Source organism: Pantoea sp. Fr-CA_6 (assembly GCF_024520895.1).
Lineage (GTDB): Bacteria > Pseudomonadota > Gammaproteobacteria > Enterobacterales > Enterobacteriaceae > Pantoea > Pantoea agglomerans.
Genome location: NZ_JALNPO010000009.1, coordinates 35,167 through 52,845 on the forward strand (window position 1 = coordinate 35,167; position 17,679 = coordinate 52,845).

General features: G+C 58.5%; 11 protein-coding genes. 3 read left to right on the forward strand and 8 right to left on the reverse strand.

What is annotated here, in order from left to right; genetic code table 11:
• Position 1: 1 nt before the first annotated feature.
• From bcsA (NR201_RS16040) to bcsR, 3 genes are read right to left on the reverse strand one after another with little or no spacing between them, the layout of a single operon-like run.
• Positions 2-2,605 (reverse strand): UDP-forming cellulose synthase catalytic subunit, encoded by a 2,604-nt coding sequence (gene bcsA / locus NR201_RS16040; RefSeq protein ID WP_154210640.1) that lies wholly within the window; start codon positions 2,603-2,605, stop codon positions 2-4.
• Complete coding sequence (bcsQ, locus tag NR201_RS16045) at positions 2,602-3,333, reverse strand: cellulose biosynthesis protein BcsQ (RefSeq protein ID WP_010257415.1); 732 nt, start codon at positions 3,331-3,333, stop codon at positions 2,602-2,604. The genes bcsA (NR201_RS16040) and bcsQ overlap by 4 nt, the downstream gene beginning before the upstream one ends.
• Entirely contained in the window at positions 3,333-3,530 is a 198-nt protein-coding gene (bcsR, locus tag NR201_RS16050) for a cellulose biosynthesis protein BcsR (RefSeq protein ID WP_010257416.1), read from the reverse strand. The genes bcsQ and bcsR overlap by 1 nt, the downstream gene beginning before the upstream one ends.
• 206 nt (positions 3,531-3,736) lie before the next feature.
• Between bcsR and bcsE the strand changes: the two genes are divergently transcribed.
• From bcsE to bcsG, 3 genes are read left to right on the forward strand one after another with little or no spacing between them, the layout of a single operon-like run.
• Positions 3,737-5,272 carry a cellulose biosynthesis protein BcsE gene (bcsE, locus tag NR201_RS16055; protein ID WP_031590330.1) on the forward strand — a complete coding sequence of 512 codons (1,536 nt, stop codon included), beginning with the start codon at positions 3,737-3,739 and terminating at the stop codon, positions 5,270-5,272.
• Positions 5,272-5,460 (forward strand): cellulose biosynthesis protein BcsF, encoded by a 189-nt coding sequence (gene bcsF, locus NR201_RS16060; protein ID WP_022624843.1) that lies wholly within the window; start codon positions 5,272-5,274, stop codon positions 5,458-5,460. Before bcsE ends, bcsF begins: the two co-directional genes overlap by 1 nt.
• Positions 5,460-7,121: a cellulose biosynthesis protein BcsG gene (bcsG, locus tag NR201_RS16065; protein ID WP_256849963.1), complete on the forward strand. Its 1,662-nt coding sequence runs from the start codon at positions 5,460-5,462 to the stop codon at positions 7,119-7,121. Before bcsF ends, bcsG begins: the two co-directional genes overlap by 1 nt.
• Before the next feature lie 128 nt (positions 7,122-7,249).
• Here the strand turns inward: bcsG and NR201_RS16070 are convergent, their stop codons facing one another.
• Genes NR201_RS16070 through bcsA (NR201_RS16090) form a run of 5 tightly spaced genes read right to left on the reverse strand, consistent with a single transcriptional unit; the run spans position 7,250 to position 17,658 of the window.
• Positions 7,250-8,257, reverse strand: coding sequence for a glycosyl hydrolase family 8 (locus NR201_RS16070; RefSeq protein ID WP_031590334.1), 1,008 nt, complete (start codon positions 8,255-8,257; stop codon positions 7,250-7,252).
• Positions 8,258-8,265: 8 nt separating this feature from the next.
• Positions 8,266-8,709, reverse strand: a complete 444-nt coding sequence (gene bcsD, locus NR201_RS16075; RefSeq protein WP_022624841.1) for a cellulose biosynthesis protein BcsD — start codon at positions 8,707-8,709, stop codon at positions 8,266-8,268.
• Positions 8,709-12,524 (reverse strand): cellulose biosynthesis protein BcsC, encoded by a 3,816-nt coding sequence (locus NR201_RS16080; RefSeq protein WP_256849964.1) that lies wholly within the window; start codon positions 12,522-12,524, stop codon positions 8,709-8,711. Before NR201_RS16080 ends, bcsD begins: the two co-directional genes overlap by 1 nt.
• 11 nt (positions 12,525-12,535) lie before the next feature.
• A complete protein-coding gene (gene bcsB, locus NR201_RS16085; RefSeq protein WP_256849965.1) occupies positions 12,536-15,550 on the reverse strand; it encodes a cellulose biosynthesis cyclic di-GMP-binding regulatory protein BcsB in 3,015 nt (1,004 codons plus the stop codon).
• A complete protein-coding gene (gene bcsA / locus NR201_RS16090; RefSeq protein WP_256849966.1) occupies positions 15,547-17,658 on the reverse strand; it encodes a UDP-forming cellulose synthase catalytic subunit in 2,112 nt (703 codons plus the stop codon). The genes bcsB and bcsA (NR201_RS16090) overlap by 4 nt, the downstream gene beginning before the upstream one ends.
• Between the last annotated feature and the right edge of the window lie 21 nt (positions 17,659-17,679).

Consider the following 17,679-nt stretch of genomic DNA (forward strand, 5'->3'; position numbering starts at 1 on the left):
ATCAACTCAATGCGTTTTTTGAAGCTGGCACACGTCCGATGCCTTGCGGCAACAGCGAAGCCAGCCAGCTCACCCCAACGGTAAGCAGGTTAAACAGCCGACGTAACTGCGGCGGGCCATATTCCGCCAGGCGCAGGTAACCTTTGAAACCGAGGATCATGATATCGGCGAGGCTCTGGACCGGTTTATCTTCCGGAAAACCGTCCTGCCACAGCGCCCAGGTATCGGCGCGGGCGAAGGTACACTGGATAAATTCAATATGCTGCTGAGTGGTCAGTTGATGGAGACGCACGCCAGCCCGGTGGCCAAAGACACGCTGCACCTGGCACGGGAAGCTGAACTCCTGCTGTCCACGACGCAGCAGCAGCCACACTTTTTCATTCTCCCGCAGCGCATCCGGCTCGCGCATCTCCAGCCCGACGCCGCCGTCAGAGTAGTCACGCAGCGTACAGGGCAGCATATGACCATCTTCGCGTGCAATGGCGGCCGGCATGGCGATCTCCACCCGGTGCGCCTCACGGATCTGCCGTGCTTCAACCGAAACCGCTACCGCACCGCCAAGAATAATCATGTTGTAGAGCACCCAAATCAGGCTCACCCATACCGTCAGTACCTCATTGGCCGGACCGTGCTGCATGCGCCAGAACGCCATCAAAACCCCTGCGAGGTTGAGCAGCACCAGCAGCATATAGGGCTTGGTTATCACCCAGTCCAGATGCTCCTCCTCCACCAGCCCGCCTTTTGCGGTGACGTTAAACTTCCCTTTATGAGGATTGAACAGCGCCACGGTGGTAGGCCGGGCGATATACCAGGCCAGCACCGTCTCGTAGACCTCGCTCCAGAAAGAGTGTCGCCAGCGTCCCTGAATACGCGAGTTGGTGAGGCTGGTATGCAGCATATGGGGCAAAACATAAATGGCGATCGCCAGCGCAGGCGCGTAGATGATGTAGGCATGACAGAGCAGAAACGCCAGCGGCGCCAGCAGGAAGACCAGCCGCGGAATGCCAGAGAGAAAGTGCAGCATGGCGTTGGCATAACAGAGCCGCTGTACCCACTTCAGCCCCTTACCAAACAGCGGATTATCAAGGCGGAAGATCTGCACCATACCGCGTGCCCAGCGGATGCGCTGTCCGATATGCGCTGACAGACTTTCGGTCGCCAGTCCGGCCGCCTGAGGAATGCGGATGTAGGCCGAAGTGTAGCCGCGCCGGTGCAGCCGCAGCGAGGTATGGGCATCTTCGGTAACGGTTTCCACCGCAATACCGCCAATTTCATCCAGTGCGCTGCGGCGCAGCACGGCGCAGGAGCCGCAGAAAAAGGTGGCATCCCAGGTATCATTACCGTCCTGCACCAGCCCATAAAAGAGCGAACCCTCATTGGGCGTACGACGAAACCGCCCGAGATTGCGCTCAAACGGATCGGGCGAGAAGAAGTGATGCGGCGTCTGCATCATCGCCAGCCGGGGATCTTTAATAAACCAGCCCATGGTCATCTGCAAAAAGGCGCGCGTCGGCACATGGTCACAGTCGAAAATCACCACAAATTCGCTGCGGCAGTACTTTTTCAGCGCGTGATTGATATTGCCGGCCTTGGCGTGCTCATGGGTGGGACGGACGACATAGTTGATACCCACGCTGGCGGCAAAGTCGCGGAATTCCGGCCGGTCGCCGTCGTCGAGCAGATAGATATTCAGGCGGTCTTTCGGCCAGTCGATGCCCATGGCAGCGTAGATGGTGGGTCTGACCACGCTGAGCGGTTCGTTGTAGGTTGGCACCAGCAGATCGATGCCTGGCCACTGATCCCGATCGACAGGCATCGACACTGGCTGACGATTAAGCGGCCAGAGCGTCTGAAAATAGCCCAGCACCAGCACCACCCAGGCGTAGGTCTCTGCCGCAATAAGCAGCAGACCAAACACCAGACTCAGCGGATCGTCCCAGTTCAGCGTCGAGGTATAGCGCCACCAGAGGTAGCGGCACGATACGGTCAGCGACAGCACAATCAGCATCATGGTCGGGAAACGCCCCGGGATGCGTCGTACCAGCATCGCCAGACTCCAGAGCAGTACCACAAAGATAAACTGCGTCATCAGGCCAAAGGGCTGGCTGATACAGAGCAGCGCCAGCAACGTGGCAAACAGGGCAGTGACGGCGAAGAGGCTGCGTCGCACCAGCGGCGACAGCCGCTTCAGCCACTGTTCGATGCGCACATCGATTCCCTGGGTCTGTGAGTGGGCAACGGCCTTGTCCAGCCAGCGGTAGCCATGGTGGCGCCAGCCAGACAGCGCACCGAGGCCACGGAAACCGCCACGAGCGCGATCGCTCTGCGGCAGGATCACCAAAAGCCACAGCGTCTGGATCAGATAACGCAGGATATCCAGCGGTCGCGGCCGCTCCGGCGAAATGTGCGGATAGAGCCGGCGGCGCTGTTGAATAATCCGCTGCCAGCCTGGCGTTTCGAAGCGAAGCAGCATCAGGCCCAGCACCGACCAGAACAGATGGAGCGCACTGGCGAAGCGGGACGCGCCATTGCCTCGCGCTGTGGTGTAGCCCCTGTGCAGCGATTGCCAGGCGGGCGCCGTTAACAGCCAGCACAATGGATTCAAGAGCTCACTCCATTCAGATTGAGCAGCAGCCAGCTTGCCAGCGTGATGATCTCTTCACTGACCAACGCATGTGGCCGGTATTCACCGACCGGCTGCTTCATCATCAGCGCTTCTGCCAGCGCCTCATCCCGGTGGATCAGCAGCGGTATCAGCGGATTCAGCGAGGCCATCCAGAGCTGATGCAGATCCTGCTGCAGACGGCTGTTGGCATTAAACTGATTGATAATAAACCGGGTGCGCGCCGGAAACTGGCGCTGGCTAAGCCGTAAATGGCAATTCGCGTCTGGCTGAGTGACGCACAACAGGCTGTCCAGCGTCGGATAGAGCGTTTCATGCCAGGGCAGGGTATCGGCAGGCAGATCGAAAATAATCCACTGATAGCGCGCCCGCAGGTCCGGCAATGCCTGGAGCAGCGGCGCGGCGATCGCCTCATTCTGTCTGGCAATAGTCAAAGCATGCTGATGGGACAGCACCCCGTGAGGCAGCAAATCAGGACCATCGGGATAGCGAAGCCCGCTGTGCTGCCAGTCACCGCCCTCGCACAGGGCTTTCATCCAGCCATTATCCTGCTGAGCGGGCAGATTAAAATGCACGCCGAGCTGGCTGACCGGGGAGCCATCGATCAACAATACTCGTTCGCCGAGTGCCGCCAGCGCCCAGCCTAATCCGGCACAAAGAGAAGTCGTGCCGACGCCGCCCCGTACGCCCTGAAGCGCGATCTGCGGCATCAGCGATCGGTCTCAGACTGGCTGGCAAGGGTTTCCGCTAACAGCGGCCAGCGCGACACGATCGCTTTCAGGCGCTCTTCCCGCGCAATGTCGACATAGCGGAAAGAGTGCAAAGAAAACGCATCACGCAACGCACTAATATCATCCTGACGATCGCCATCAGCGGCAACAGGGTTATAGAGATTGTGGTTTTTCATTACTGTTCGCCAAAAATAAAACAACGTCACACTCAGGATGACCGACTGCGCGTACGCGTAAAGGAAAGTTGAAAAATATTTCCAGAAACGCGGCAATTGCAGAACAATGTGAGCCGGCCTGTGATTAGCAATGTTTAAATTTCTCAGGTTACATCCCGGCCTGTCTATAATAAGCTAGCCTGGACTGGAAAAATAACGAATTCAATATGAAAAATTCTTTTTCGCTGGGGCTGTTGCATGTTCAGCCTGAATTAACGGCATTGCAAACGCCTGGCTGTTATTGGGTGACCTGTGCGCGGCAGGATGACGCCCGCACTTTTATTCGACAGGTAATTTCACATCAGCAGGCCGTAACGCTGATCAGCGCTGACCAGCCGCCGCGTGATTTGCTGACGCCCGACCCACCTGGCGGACCCGATCGTATTCCGCTGTTTTCTCTTTCCAAAAGCAAAGGCAGTTTGTTGCAGCTGGAAAGTGATTTTCTGCGCACGCTCGGCAGTAAAAATGGGTTAGTGATATTTAATAGCAACGCAGCGCAATGGGATAAGCTTGATGACGCAGAATTATCCCGCTGGATAAAGGGCATGCGTCAGACGCTGCATAAAAGAAAGCTCACCCTTTTAATCGTGACCTCCGGCACCACAATAATAAATCTGAGTAATCATCTTCAGCGTTATTTTCGTCAGCTGGATGGCGTTGCGCATTTGAGCTTTCAGCAGGATAGCTGGCAGTATCGAATTAACTGGTGGTATGCCGCGGAACGCCTGCTTGCCGATCGGGCAATACGTCTGGGCTGTGAAAATGAGCGATTTTTTACCTTAAATGAAAAGCAGGAACCACTGAGCCTCAACGATGAGCAGCATTATCTTGCGGACAACATCGTGCTCGAGGGCGCGCCGCCGCTTTCACGCCAGTGGCAACTGTTCGAGGATAATGAGCAGGTCTGGTTGCGGGCGCAGCAGGCCAATGCCGCAACGGTGATTTTCAGCCTGACCCGCAGCGAATATATCAACGAACTGGCGAAGATGGTGCACAGCCTGCGTCGTACACGCGGCAACGGCCTGAAAATTGTGGTGCGCGAGATGGGTGCCAGCCTGCGTTATAGCGACGAACGTCTGCTGCTGGCCTGCGGTGTAAACGCCATCGTCCCGACCAACGCCACAATGTCGCGCTTTCTGACCACGCTGGAGGGCCTTCAGGGACAGGTGTTTAACCGTCGCGTTCCCGCCAGTCTTGAGGCGTTAACCGCTTCGTTGCAGCCTCTGCATGAGAAAGGCTACCTGCGTCTCGATGCCTTCTGTCAGTCAGTCGGCCAGTTGATCAGCAATACCCTGCTGCCGGAAAATGATAAGGGCCTGCTGGTCGCGTTGCGGCCGGTGCCACAGCTTAAGCCTCAGCAAATCCTGACGCTCTGTAAACCGCGCCGCTTTGGCGACCTGGTCACAGTGCTGGAAGATCGTGTCATCCTTTTCCTCTCTTCCTGCCGCTATAACGACCTTGATAAGGCATTGAAATATATCTTTTCCCTGCCTCACGACGAGCTGTTTGCTAACCGGATGGTCTGGTTTGAGGATAATCAGATCCTCGCGGAAGTCAGCAATATTAAGAAACTGACGCCGATGGCAATTCAGGATCTGGCTCCGGTATCAGAGACGGCCCGAGCCGCCGTTGAGAGCCGGCCTGAAACACATGAACGCGCTGCACCGCAGCCCATCACTTTACTGCCGGAGAACAAAGCCTGATGAATCTGATGGACTGGGTACAAATTGCGCTACTTATTCTGGTTATCCTGCTGTTCTTAAAGCCATTATATCAAAAATGGCTACCCCGTCGCTGGAACGGCATCATGAATCGTTTGTTGCCAGCGCGCGCGCTTAAATCGGAAGGTTACTGGCAGCGTCAATCCTCTGAAACGGATAGAAAAAATTAATGAATACTGATCAACCCGCGGCGGCCTCCTCTTCCCGCTTCTGGTCCTCCTGGCGCGGACTGGGCGGCTGGAATTTCTACTTTTTACTGAAATTCGGCCTGCTGTGGTATGGCTATCTCAATTTTCACGCCCTGAGCAATCTGGTGTTTCTCGCCTGGCTGCTTTTTCCGTTACCCTCGGCGCGCCTGCATCGCATCCGCCAGTTGATCTCGATTCCGTTTGGCATCGCGCTGTTCTGGCACGACACCTGGCTGCCAGGGCTCAGCAGCATACTCAGCCAGGGCGATCAGCTGGCGGGCTTCTCTGCGGCCTATCTGCTCGACCTGGCCGATCGCTTTATTAACTGGCAAATGGTGGGAGCCGCCTTTGTGCTGCTGGTTCTCTATCTGTTTGTTTCACAATGGATTCGCATCACGGTGCTGGTTTCCCTGATGCTGATCTGGCTTAACGTGCTGACGATTGCTGGCCCGGCGATGTCGCTGCTGCCGACCCGGACGGCCACGCCACAGGTCGTATTGAATCAGACACCCAGCGGCGGCCAGCCAGCCGCCACGCCGGATGGACTGGAGCAGTCTGCGCCGCCGACCAGCGCAAATCTCACCGCCTGGCTGAACCGCTTTCATGAAAGTGAACGCCAGCGCGTGACGCATTTTCCCGACAATCTGCCTGCCGATTCGCAGCCTTTCGACATCCTGGTGATCAATATCTGTTCGCTCGCCTGGTCTGATATGGATGCTTCTCAGCTGCGTAACCATCCGCTGTGGCAGCATTTCGACATCATGCTGAGCAATTACAACGCCGCAACCAGCTACAGCGGACCGGCGGGTATCCGACTGCTGCGTGCCAGTTGTGGCCAGACCTCGCATAGCGATCTCTATAAACCTGCCGATCCGCGTTGCTATCTGTTCGACAATCTGGCGAAGCTGGGCTTTAAAGAGCAGTTGATGATGGATCACACCGGCGTATTCGGTAACTATCTGAAGGAGGTGCGCGAGGGCGGCGATATTCAGGCACCGCTGATGTCACAGGCGGGTATCGCACCAGAACTGACATCATTCGACGGCTCGCCGGTATTCAACGATGCGCAACTGATGCAGCGCTGGCTGGACGACCGCAGCAAAAGCAGCGATGCACGCAGCGCCACCTTCTACAATCTGATCCCGCTGCACGACGGCACCCGTGAACTCGGCAGCACCAAAACGGCACCGTGGAAACCGCGCGCGCAACTACTATTCGATCAGCTTGATGCCTTTATGACGCAGCTGGAGAAGTCGGGCCGCCGCGTCATGGTACTGGTAGTGCCCGAGCACGGTGCCGCGCTGCAGGGAGACAAAATGCAGATGTCCGGCTTGCGCGATATTCCCAGCCCGGATATTACTCACGTACCGGTGGGCATTAAGTTCGTCGGAATGAAGGCGCCGCATCAGGCTCAGCCATTGAACATTGATGCGCCGACCAGCCTGCTGGCCTTGTCAGAGATTGTGTCGCGCGTCGTAGATGGGCAGGTATTTAATGCCCCGAATGTGAATATGTCGGTGCTGACTGACAAGCTGCCACAGACGCCGGTGGTGTCGGAAAATGACGGTGCAGTGGTGATAATGTATCAGGGCAAACCCTGGATCAGGCTGAACGGCGGCGACTGGGTCGCCTATCCGCAGTAACGCGTAACCGCCGGGTTGCAGAGCCTTGACCCGGCAGTTAAAGGCGGGTCAGGCGCGGCGCCTGCTCCCTGTTGAGCGCGTGGCTGTCGATGGCAGAATAGCGGCCAGTGCCGCCATTCTGCCAGTTATCAGCGCTTCTCCTGAAACGCCTGCCAGGTCAGCAACTGCAGACTGGCAGAAAAGTAGTTCTGATCCGCAGCCAGCTTATCGCTCAGATAGCCGGTTTCATTCAGCGTCAGGTCACGTACCGCCAGCAGTCCGCCCTCAAGATGGTAAGGTGCAGGGGCATTCGCCAGCACGTCGAACCAGGCGGGTGTCAGCATGCGGCTGTAACCCTGCCAGACGCGCTGAAACGGCACCAGTGCCAGACTGTGCGGGTCATACCACCAGATGTTCAGCGGCACGCGAATCGCATCGTAACTGAAGCGGTTCGAGTAGCCGACGGCCGGGGCAACCGAACCGTCGGCATTCAGTGCGACCCAGTCCATTGGCAGCCCGGTTTTGCCAAAGCTCAGCTTACCCAGCAGATCAAAGCCATCGTTAATCAGCTTATCCCAGACCTGAAGATGGCTGTGTTCACCAAACTCACGCCACGCCTGAAACAGGAAGTAAGAGGGATTGAGCACCACATAACTGACTTTGTTAAAGCCCTGCGCACCCGGCAGCATCACGGTGTGGCCGCCAAAGCTCGTGACATCCAGCCTGATAATGGCGCGCTGAATACGGTCAGATTCCTGCTGGTAGCTCTCCACCTGCCATTTCTGTGCAGCACGCTGTAGTGCCCAGGCCAGCAACACATCGCCATCCGCGGCGTTATTCTTGTCGGCGACCGGGTTGTCACTGCCCGGCACGTAGCGCCAGTAAAAAAGCTCGGTCTGCGGATTACGCAGCTGGCTGCGCGTCCACTGCCACAACCGATCGAAGGTGGCGCGATCGTCGTTGGCCACCGCCAGCAACATGCCATAACCCTGGCCTTCGGTGTGACTGACGTTGTTATTGGCGGTGTCAGTGATCCGCCCTTCTGAGGTCACAAAGCGACTTTTAAAAGTCTCCCAGCCGCTGGCACTCGCCTGCGCGCTGCAGGCCAGCAGTAAAACAGAGCAGAGCCAGACCCGCCAGAGTGGATTACGTTTCATTTCCGATCCTATTGATATCGATAGTGCAGCGTGCTGCCATCGTTGAGTTCAAGCGTAACCGGCACAATGCTGCTGCCGCCCTGGCCCTGCAACCAGCCCGAAAAAAGTCCGGCCATCACCGCACCAAACGCCGCCTGCCAGTCAGCCGGAGAGTGGATGTTGTCGCCTGCCGGTAAGGCGTGATACGCAATCAGCAGCGCCTTCTCTTCCGGCTGAAGCTGCACAAAGCCCCAGTTAAACCGCGCCAGTTGCAGATTGCACTCGCGCTCCAGATCCTGCACGGTACGCGACTCTGGCAAAGGATAGCGGGTCGCCAGCGATTCCCCCATCTTATAGAGAAAGGCTTCCGCCTCCTGATGACCGGCGTTGGCGATCATCCCGTCAATCAGCACGCTGACCAGGTCAAACCAGCCCGGCTGATACGGATGCGATACCCCCGAATGCTCACTCATTACTTCTCTCCGAACAGGTAACGGACATAGAGCTGTGCGCTGCTTTCGTTGTAGTCACCAAAGGTGTCATAACCCAGCTGGCCGCCAATCGTCACATCTTTATTGAGTTTGTAGTCCGCCCCGGCGTGCAGGTTGTAGCCGATGCCGTTTTTACTGCCGCCGGAGTAGTAAGCGTCTTTCACGCTGCCGCTGGCGGCAAGGGATTCCAGCTCTGACTGCAGGCTGGCATCCGCCGGGAAGTACGCGCTCTTATCCTGACTGTAGGTCTGATAACCGGCTGCACCGCCAATATTCACTTTCAGATCGTCAAACTTGCGTGAGAACTCTATCGGGAACGAGACCGACGCATAGTTCTGCGGGCTGAAGTAGCCGCCCTGACCGTAGCTGAAGTAGCTGAGGTTCTTTGAGAAGTCCATCCACGACAGGCTCATGCCCACTTTCAGCTCGCGATCCTCAGTGTGGAACGGACGGACGTAGGCGCCGGCTGTTGCCTGCAGGTTGTTGTTGCTGGCGACATTCTCGCCGAGATAGCTGTACGCGCCCGCACCAGCATAGAAGCCGGCATCGCCATTGTCGTAGCTTAACAGGGCGTTAGCGCCGTTTTTGGTGACGCGTCCCCAGCGTTTGCCACTGGTTTTATCTTCTGCGCCGACGTAAGAGAGCAGGCTGTCGGTAATCGCGCGGCGCTCACCGGTCAGGATCAGCGTCAGGAAGTCGGTGAGTTTCGGTGACCACTGTACGCCCCCGACCAGAGTACTGAGATCCTGGCCCAGCGGCGTACTGCCGATATCCACTTTATAGCTGTCGCCCTTCAGCGCCAGATTCAGCTCCACGCCCGAAGCGGTTTGCGAATCGGTGGTGGCGTTCGGCAGGTCATTCACCGTTGCACCGCCTGCAGCCACCACCCTGCCCTGACTCAGCGCATTGGTGCCGAAACGGCGCCAGGCATCGGCTGCGCCACTGCCCGCCGTAAGTGACACCGGCGTGGCGGTAAAGTCGAGGCGCGCCGTTTCAAACGGCACGGTAGAGAAGGTCAGCGGCGCTTTAGCTTCCGTCAGCTTGCTCAGGCCCGACTCGCCATCACGCCCGCGCACCTGCACCATGCCCTGACTCCAGCTGCCGGTTTTTTCCTGCAGCGAATCCATCATGGTGTCGACGTCGTGCAGAATCTGTGACTGTTGAGCAACGGTTTCGCTGCCCGCGGCCGGTTCGCCCTGCGTTGTCACGCCAGCGGCAACGCCCGCCGGTGCCGCCTGCCACGGCAGCACGGTGCCGTAGCTGGATGGTGAACGTCCCACCGGCGAAGTATCACGGTTGATAAACGGATTATCCGCCAGCGCCAGTCCGCCCACGGTCGGCACGCTGCCAGGCTGCGCGCCCTGCAGGCCAATCAGCTGACCGCGCGCTGAACGCAGATAAGCCATCGCCTGAGAATGCTCGCCATTGGCTTCCGCGACCCGCGCCAGCAGCAGCAGACGATCCGGTGTCTGAGTCGTACTGTTAAGGCCGCGACTCAGCTCATTAGCGCGCTGCACATTGCTCTGCGCCAGCGCGACGTTGATGGCCCCGACGCGCGCATCCTGCGTCGGCGTATCCTGGGTCATCAGGTAGTCATAGACCACGCCCGCATCCCGGTTCATCTTGCCGTCCTGGTAGAGACGGGCCATCGCGAACATCAGATCGCGGTTCTGCGGATCCTGCTGCAGTGCACCAATCAGCTTGTCATACGCCACCGCGTACTGACGCTGCTGCCGCAGACGATCCACTTCGTTAATCAGATAGCCATTGCGAATACCGGCCAGTTGCGTTGGCGTACTGCGCGCCTGCAGTTCCGGATTGCTGAGGAAGCGCTGCGCCTCACTGCCGAGGCCCGCCTGATTCAGTACCGTCATCTGCGCGGCATAATCGCCCGCATTGCCCTGCACGCCACGCTGCAGGTTAGTCCGCACCACCGAAACGGCGCTGGTGAGATCGCCCGCCTGCGCCAGCTTCTGCGCCAGGTTTCCGGCATCAACCGGGTTGGTAGGTGGATTAACCGTGAGCGCCTTCAGGGTATTCGCGGCGGCAGCCGTCGCGCCCTGCGCCAGATACTGGTCGGCCGTGCTCATCTGCAGATTGAAATTAACCCGCTGCGCCAGTTCACGCATCGCCGCCGTCTTAGCGTTAGCGGGAATACGCGACAGCAACGTGCTGGCCTGCTGCCAGCCGCCGCTTTCGCTGGCGTTAAGCGCACCGGCATACAGTTCGCTGGTGCTGGCCCCGTTGCGCATCACCGGCTGCATCACGTTGGCCGCCAGCAGCGTGTCGCCCTGCTGACGATAAAGCCGGGCTAAATCAAGCCGCAGCCAGCCATCCGTGGGATAGCGCTGAATACCCTGCTGCAGCGTCGCGATGGCAGCGGCATTGTTACCAGCCGCCAGTTGACGCTTCGCCTGCTGACGCAGCGCATCGGCTTCATTGGCCCGTGGCGTGACGCTCTGGCGAACGCTGTCCGGCAATGCACCCAGCAGCGTACTGGCTTCGGCACCCCGATTCTGCTGACGCAGAACGTAGAACAGCCCCTCTTTGGCGCTGCGGTTATCCGCATCGCTTTGCAGAATAGTGCGATAGAGTTGCTCCGCCTGCTGTGGCTGATTGGTGCGGCGCAGCACGTCGGCGCGGAACAGTCTGGCGGCCAGCCCTTTTTCGCCGTCAGCCTGCACCAGCGGTTCGCTTAATGTCAGCGCCTGCGCCGTGTCGCCGCTTTTCAGTGCCTGCTGGGCGCTGGCCAGCTGTGCATAAAAACGCGCATCGTCAGCCTGCTGCTGACGCGATGAACCCTGATCGCCGCCGAGCTGAGCAGACCGCTGAAGATAATCCGCCGCTTCCTGATAACGTCCGGCTCGCTGGGCCACATAGCCCATGCCCGCTAACGCATCGGCATCCTGCGGATTCGCACTCAGTACTTTTTCAAAGCTGGACTGCGCACCGCCGACGTCACCGCTGTTGAGCGCACTGAATCCGGCCCCTTTTTCTGCGCCGCCGACGTTTTTACGGTAGTAGTCGATGACGGCGGAGTCCTGCGGATGACGCTGCTGCCAGGTCTGATAGAGCGCCGCATCTGACGGCTGCGGACCGAGCCACAGCAGCGCCTGACGCAGCGATCGATCGGCATCCTGATTACCGCTCGCCAGCGAACTCAGCACCTCAATGCCTTCGCGACGGGTTGTTTCCTGATAGGTCAGCGCTTTACCCAGCGCCAGCCGCGCGCCGGTGTCCTGCGGATGCTGAGCCGCAAACTGGCGCAGTGCCTCAACCGCCTGCGGCAGCAGCGTACGGTCGCCCGCCATAGTGAGATAATATTCTGCCGCGACGCTGGGTGGTGGCGCATTGCCGCTGAAGGTGTTGCGCCAGGTCTGTAACGCCGCCGGAATATTGCCGCTGCGCGCCTGCTGACGCGCCAGCGCAAGCTGCGCCTGCGGAATGGTCTGCATCTGGCGCGCGTTATCCAGCTCGCCAAGATGCGGATCGTTGGGGGAGACCTGACTCAGACGGGCGCGATACTGCGCCGCCGCCGCAGTGTCGCCGCTCTGCTGTGAATAGAGCGCCAGCAGGTAGAGCGCCTGAGTGTTGTTGGGTTCAACCATCAGCACCTTTTGCAGTGAGGCTGTCGCCAGGTCGTCATGCGCTTTCTGATGCCAGTAAGAGGCCTGATCGAACAGCGCCTGCAACGCCGGGTTGGCGCTTTCCGCCGCCAGCAGCGGCTGTGACAGGGCCAGCGCACTGCCCAGCAGCAACGCCTTACGGATACCGGCACTTAACAGATTTTTTTTCATTATTATTATCCTTACTTCCTGCCGGAATCACGGTCCTGCTTTGGGTTCAGACGTCGCCAGGCGTGACGCTTCAGCATCACCCAGGCCGCACTGCCCACCAGCGCGGAGAGCAGCATCGCCGCCACTGCCAGCAGCACCGAGTGCTGGTTGGCATACCACACCACCATCATGTACCAGGGCAACTCACCGCTGGGGAACTGCGCGCCGACGCGGAAACTGCGGATACCGTTTTCATCGGTAATAATCGCGGTATCGCCACGAATGCCGGCGTTAATCTGCGCTGAACTCAAATCGTTATGCAGTCGCAACAGCTGATCGTCGCTGGTTGCCACCGTCATCACCACCAGCCGATCGCGGTTCCATGGCGATCGATAGCTGAGGAAGCCTCGCCACGCTTCGTTGGAGGAGAAGTAACGATCGGCATCCAGCTGCTGACGACTCCAGTCACCGGTCAGCCAGCCGCGTAATTTTTCCAGCGTATCGGGCTCTTTCACCCCAAAGGTGCTGCCAGTCGCGTCATAAGGGGAAGCCGCCAGCATCGCCTGGTTAAAGGCGCTGTTGCCGGTGGTGCTCACCGCCAGCAGATCGCTCTGCTGTATGCGCGCCAGATGGGTGCCGCCAGTCGGCAGGCCAAACAGTACCTGATTCTGTGTCAGCGCCAGACCGGTGGCTTTACCAGCCCGCGCCGCCAGATCCAGCAGCGTTGACAGTTCAGCATCGCTGGGCGTTTCCGGCAGCAGCAGCGTGGTCTGGCTGAAATCGGCCAGACGTGAGAACGGGAAAGAGGCACCCACAAAGTAAGAGAGGTTCGGCAGCATGCTGAAGTGACGGGTATGGCTCAGATCGATCCATGAATCCTCTTCAATCCGGCTCTTGATGTTGTTGTTCAGTAACACACCGCAGGGCGCATCAGCCCGCGGTTTGATATTGAAGTAGAGCGCCAGCTGGTTATCGCCATAGATCAGGTAGGGTTCGAGATTAAGCTGATACTGCTCCTGACGCGCATCACCGCCCAGACGGTGCCAGGCGTTCTCCAGCAGGCCGACTTTGTTCACCGTCAGATTGCGCAGAAAAGTGCCGTTGAGCATGACGTTAAGGAAGGAATTATCCTCATCGATCCAGCTTTCGGACGGGAAGCGATAGTGCAGATTGACCGGCACTGTGTCGCCATCCCACAGGAACAAATCAGGCGCGGCGCGGAAGTTAACACGCAGCGCATCATGCCAGATGCCGCTGCTGGTCAGACTCTGATCTTTACGCAGTAGTTCGCTCAGTCGTACCGGGCGGTCAGTGTTAATCCAGCGCGGGGCATCGTAAGGTTTGCGGTTTGCAATAGTCTGTGCGGGGACCTGCAGATGACTCTCATCCGTCGTCAGTGGCTGCGTCGTCAGACGGTTCGCCGCCTGACGCAACTGGTCCTCATTGTTGCCACTGACCAGCAGCAATTTGTAAACCGGATTATTGGGATTATCCACCACCTGCAACATCGGACCGTTACTGGCCGGGAAAGTCAGGGTGCCGATCCGGTCACCAGGATGACCAAACAGGATGCCGTTGTGTTCCGGCAGTTCGCCGCGCACCACCGGGAAACGGATGCCGCGATAATCACTCTGAATGCCAAGCCAGGATGTCACCAGTGCCGCCGCGCTGACAGCATCGGCTGAAACATGACTGGCAAAGCCCACCGTCACGGTGGACGCCGTCATCCGCTGAGGATCCAGGAAGGGGCGCGGGAAATTACGCAGGCTGGTGCCGATATTGAGCTTCTGACCCTCAAGGTACAGCGAGGTGTTCGGCAGAATGGTGACCTGATACTGCTGTGCGCTCTCTCTTTCACACAGCAACTTGTCCGCATCATTGATTTTAAAACTCAGATTGTTCGCCGACACCACCATCGCCGCCGGAATATCCAGCTCATAGTCGCTGACATCGCTGTCCGTCGCACCCAGCGGCAGCGTGCCGAGCGGCTGACCATTCAGCATCAGTTGCAGCGACGTATTGCGTGCCGCCAGCGCAGCTGAGACGCGCAGCGTCAGATTAAGTCGCGCATTGGTGATGACTTCATCGCCGGGCAGGGTAAAGGTGATGCCCGACTGAAGCTGACCGCCGGTCAGCGTGATGCCGCGCGACTGGCCCATCTGGGCCACTGAAATAACACTACTGATTGGCTGATTGATGGCAGCCGCGATCGGCGGCTGCGCTTCTGCAACCGGCGCAGCTACCTGGCCTGGCGCGTAGGGCAGCGCACTGGCGGCCGCTTCCAGCGCGGGATCGGCACTGCTCAGGCCCTGCGGCAGGGGTACTGCTGACAGCGCGCTGCTGTCCTGGGTCACCGCGCCGGTGGCGGCTATCGGCGCGGTCGTCTGGGCAGAAGCCGCCGCCTCACCGGTCGATGACGCGGTCTGAGGCGTTGAAGTCGCGTCACCGGTCACTGAAGATGGCTGAGTTTGTGATGTCGCCTCGCGACCTGGGGCGTAAGAGGCGTTCACCGGGGGTGCCATGGCATTGGGTGATGCACTCTGAGGCGCCGATGCCGGTGCAGATTCTGCGAACGGTGTCGCAGATGGCGCATTTGCCGCTGGTGACACTGACGGCATTGCAGACTCTCCACCGCTGACCGGAGCGGCTACCTGGTCTGAACCTGCCGTCTGGGTGGAACCATTATTTATGGGTGCCACAGATGCCGCATCGCTGACCGGATCCAGATTTGTCGCGGGTGCAATGACGGTGGCATCGGCAGGCTGCGTGGCGGAAACGGCATCAGACGGCGTCGGAGCCGGACTGTTTACCGGCGCACTGGCAGGCTGCGCGGTGGAAGCAGCATCAGACGGCATCGGAGCCGGACTGTTTACCGGCGCACTGGCAGGCTGCGTGGCGGAAACAGCATCAGGCGGCGTCGGGGCTGAACTGTTTACCGGCGCAGCACTGCTGTTATCAGTAGCAACCGGCGTTTCCGCGCCAGCGGGCGTCAGCCATAACGCTGCGGTCAGTGAACTGGCCAGCAGAATTTGCGTCAGGATCTTCATGCCGCCCCATCCTCTTTCGCCGCCGCGGCAACCGGGTCGACATTTTTACGTTTATCGTGGCGGCCTTTCCAGGTCAGCCAGAACAGCTCAAAGACGGTACGGATAATAGTGCCCAGCGAAATCAGCGGGTTGTCCTGCTTATACTCCGGCTGAATCCAGGCATCAGCACGAGCCAGCACCACACGGACCAGTTCGCGACGACGCGCCAGCGGCATCGCCTCAAAGCGCAGACGGATGCTCTCATCATCGCCGGAAATCTGACTGACCGGGATAGTGATCGCGCCGGATTTCAGCAGCAGATCAATCTCTTCAATCTCATCAGTTTCATGACGTCCATCGGGTGCATCAAGCTGCGCGCCGCCCATCGAAAGGTTGCTGGTCTGGGTGCGCGATGAAATGCCGCTGGCGTAATGAATAATCGCCGGGATTTGCACTTCAACACGGATGGTTTTACGCACCTGCTTGGTTTCGCGCGCCACGGCAATTGCCGCCATCAGAATGATCAGGCTGAAGATCGCCCAGCCGACGTTGAGCGCGATAACGTAAGGATCGACGCCAAAATAGTCATGCATCACGGCACGCACCACGCCGGCTACAATGCCAATGCCCAGCAGCAGCGCCACAATCACATGCGGACGCACGATGTGGAAATCGAAGAAGCCCTGATCCAGCACGCCGCCTTTATCGGTCACGTTAAACTTGCCATGTTTTGGCGACAACAGGGTCAGAATGGTCGGGATCACCAGATGGAAGCACATCACCGTCTCATAAATTTCACCCCAGAAGGTGTAACGGAAACGGCCATTCATTCGTGAGTTAACGTAGAGCGACATCACCAGATGGGGCAGCACATAGGCAAAGATCAGCGAGGCCGATGAGTGAATAATATTCAGGTTAAACAGCAGGTAAGCCAGCGGTGCGGTCAGGAAGGCAACGCGTGGCAGGCCAAACTGGAAATGCAGCATGGCGTTGAGATAGCAAAGACGCTGCTGCCACTTCAGGCCACGGCCAAACAGCGGGTTATCGACGCGGAAAATCTGTGTCATGCCACGCGCCCAACGGGTACGCTGAATGATATGCAGGCCCAGACGTTCTGTTGCCAGACCGGCAGCCAGCGGGATCGACAAAAAGGCTGAGCCCCAGCCCAGTCGCTGCATTTTCAGGGCGGTGTGTGCATCTTCGGTCACGGTTTCAACGGCAAAACCGCCAATCTCTTCCAGCGCTGAACGACGGATCACCGCACAGGAGCCACAGAAGAAAGTGGCATTCCAGTTATCATTACCCTGCTGCACCGGGCCATAAAACAGCGAGCCTTCGTTTGGAATGCTGCGTGCTGCGCGCAGGTTACGCTCAAAGGGATCGGGAGAATAGAAGTAGTGCGGCGTCTGTAGCAGCGCCAGCTTCGGATCTTTCAGGAACGGTCCGACCGTCGCCTGCAGGAAGGTGCGCGTCGCCACGTGGTCGCAGTCGAAGATGCAAATCAGCTCACCTTTGGTGATTTTCATCGCATGGTTGAGGTTCCCGGCTTTGGCATGTTTATTGTCGTCACGGGTGATATAACCCACGCCGACATCCGCCGCAAAGCGGGCAAACTCGCTGCGCTTGCCATCATCCAGCAGATAGACCCTGATTTTGTCACCCGGGTAGTCGATACACTGCGCCGCGAGTACGGTGTCGCGCACCACATCAAGACTTTCATTGTAGGAAGGCACATAAATATCGACCGTCGGCCACAGGCTGGTGTCGTCCGGTAAGGGTTCAATCGTGCGTTTTAATGGCCAGGTGGTTTGCAAGAAGCCAAGAATTAAGATCAGCCAGACGTACAGCTCCGCCAGATATAAGCCAATGCCTAAGATAGCTTCAACTTCGGAATTAAAGTGCAGCGTCTCGGTGGTCCGCCACCAGATATAGCGGCTGGACATCAGCGCAGAGAGAACCACCATCACCACCGTTATTTTGCGGCTCTTGCTGAAACCCAATAAAAACATCATGCCGATGCTGATCAGACCAAAAATATACTGTTTCTGGCTGTCCATTGGCGTAATGATGATCACCGCCGCAACGGGTGCAAGCACCAGCAGCAGCAGGTAAAACCCGATTTTACTCATGATTCACCCTGAGAAGAGCTG

Excerpts from the sequence above, each read along its gene's own strand:
- bcsQ (WP_010257415.1), bottom strand. The coding sequence starts at position 3,333 with ATGCCGCAGATCGCGCTTCAGGGCGTACGGGGCGGCGTCGGCACGACT.
- bcsR (WP_010257416.1), bottom strand. The coding sequence starts at position 3,530 with ATGAAAAACCACAATCTCTATAACCCTGTTGCCGCTGATGGCGATCGT.
- bcsE (WP_031590330.1), top strand. The coding sequence starts at position 3,737 with ATGAAAAATTCTTTTTCGCTGGGGCTGTTGCATGTTCAGCCTGAATTA.
- bcsF (WP_022624843.1), top strand. The coding sequence starts at position 5,272 with ATGAATCTGATGGACTGGGTACAAATTGCGCTACTTATTCTGGTTATC.
- bcsG (WP_256849963.1), top strand. The coding sequence starts at position 5,460 with ATGAATACTGATCAACCCGCGGCGGCCTCCTCTTCCCGCTTCTGGTCC.
- NR201_RS16070 (WP_031590334.1), bottom strand. The coding sequence starts at position 8,257 with ATGAAACGTAATCCACTCTGGCGGGTCTGGCTCTGCTCTGTTTTACTG.
- bcsD (WP_022624841.1), bottom strand. The coding sequence starts at position 8,709 with ATGAGTGAGCATTCGGGGGTATCGCATCCGTATCAGCCGGGCTGGTTT.
- NR201_RS16080 (WP_256849964.1), bottom strand. The coding sequence starts at position 12,524 with ATGAAAAAAAATCTGTTAAGTGCCGGTATCCGTAAGGCGTTGCTGCTG.
- bcsB (WP_256849965.1), bottom strand. The coding sequence starts at position 15,550 with ATGAAGATCCTGACGCAAATTCTGCTGGCCAGTTCACTGACCGCAGCG.
- bcsA (WP_256849966.1), bottom strand. The coding sequence starts at position 17,658 with ATGAGTAAAATCGGGTTTTACCTGCTGCTGCTGGTGCTTGCACCCGTT.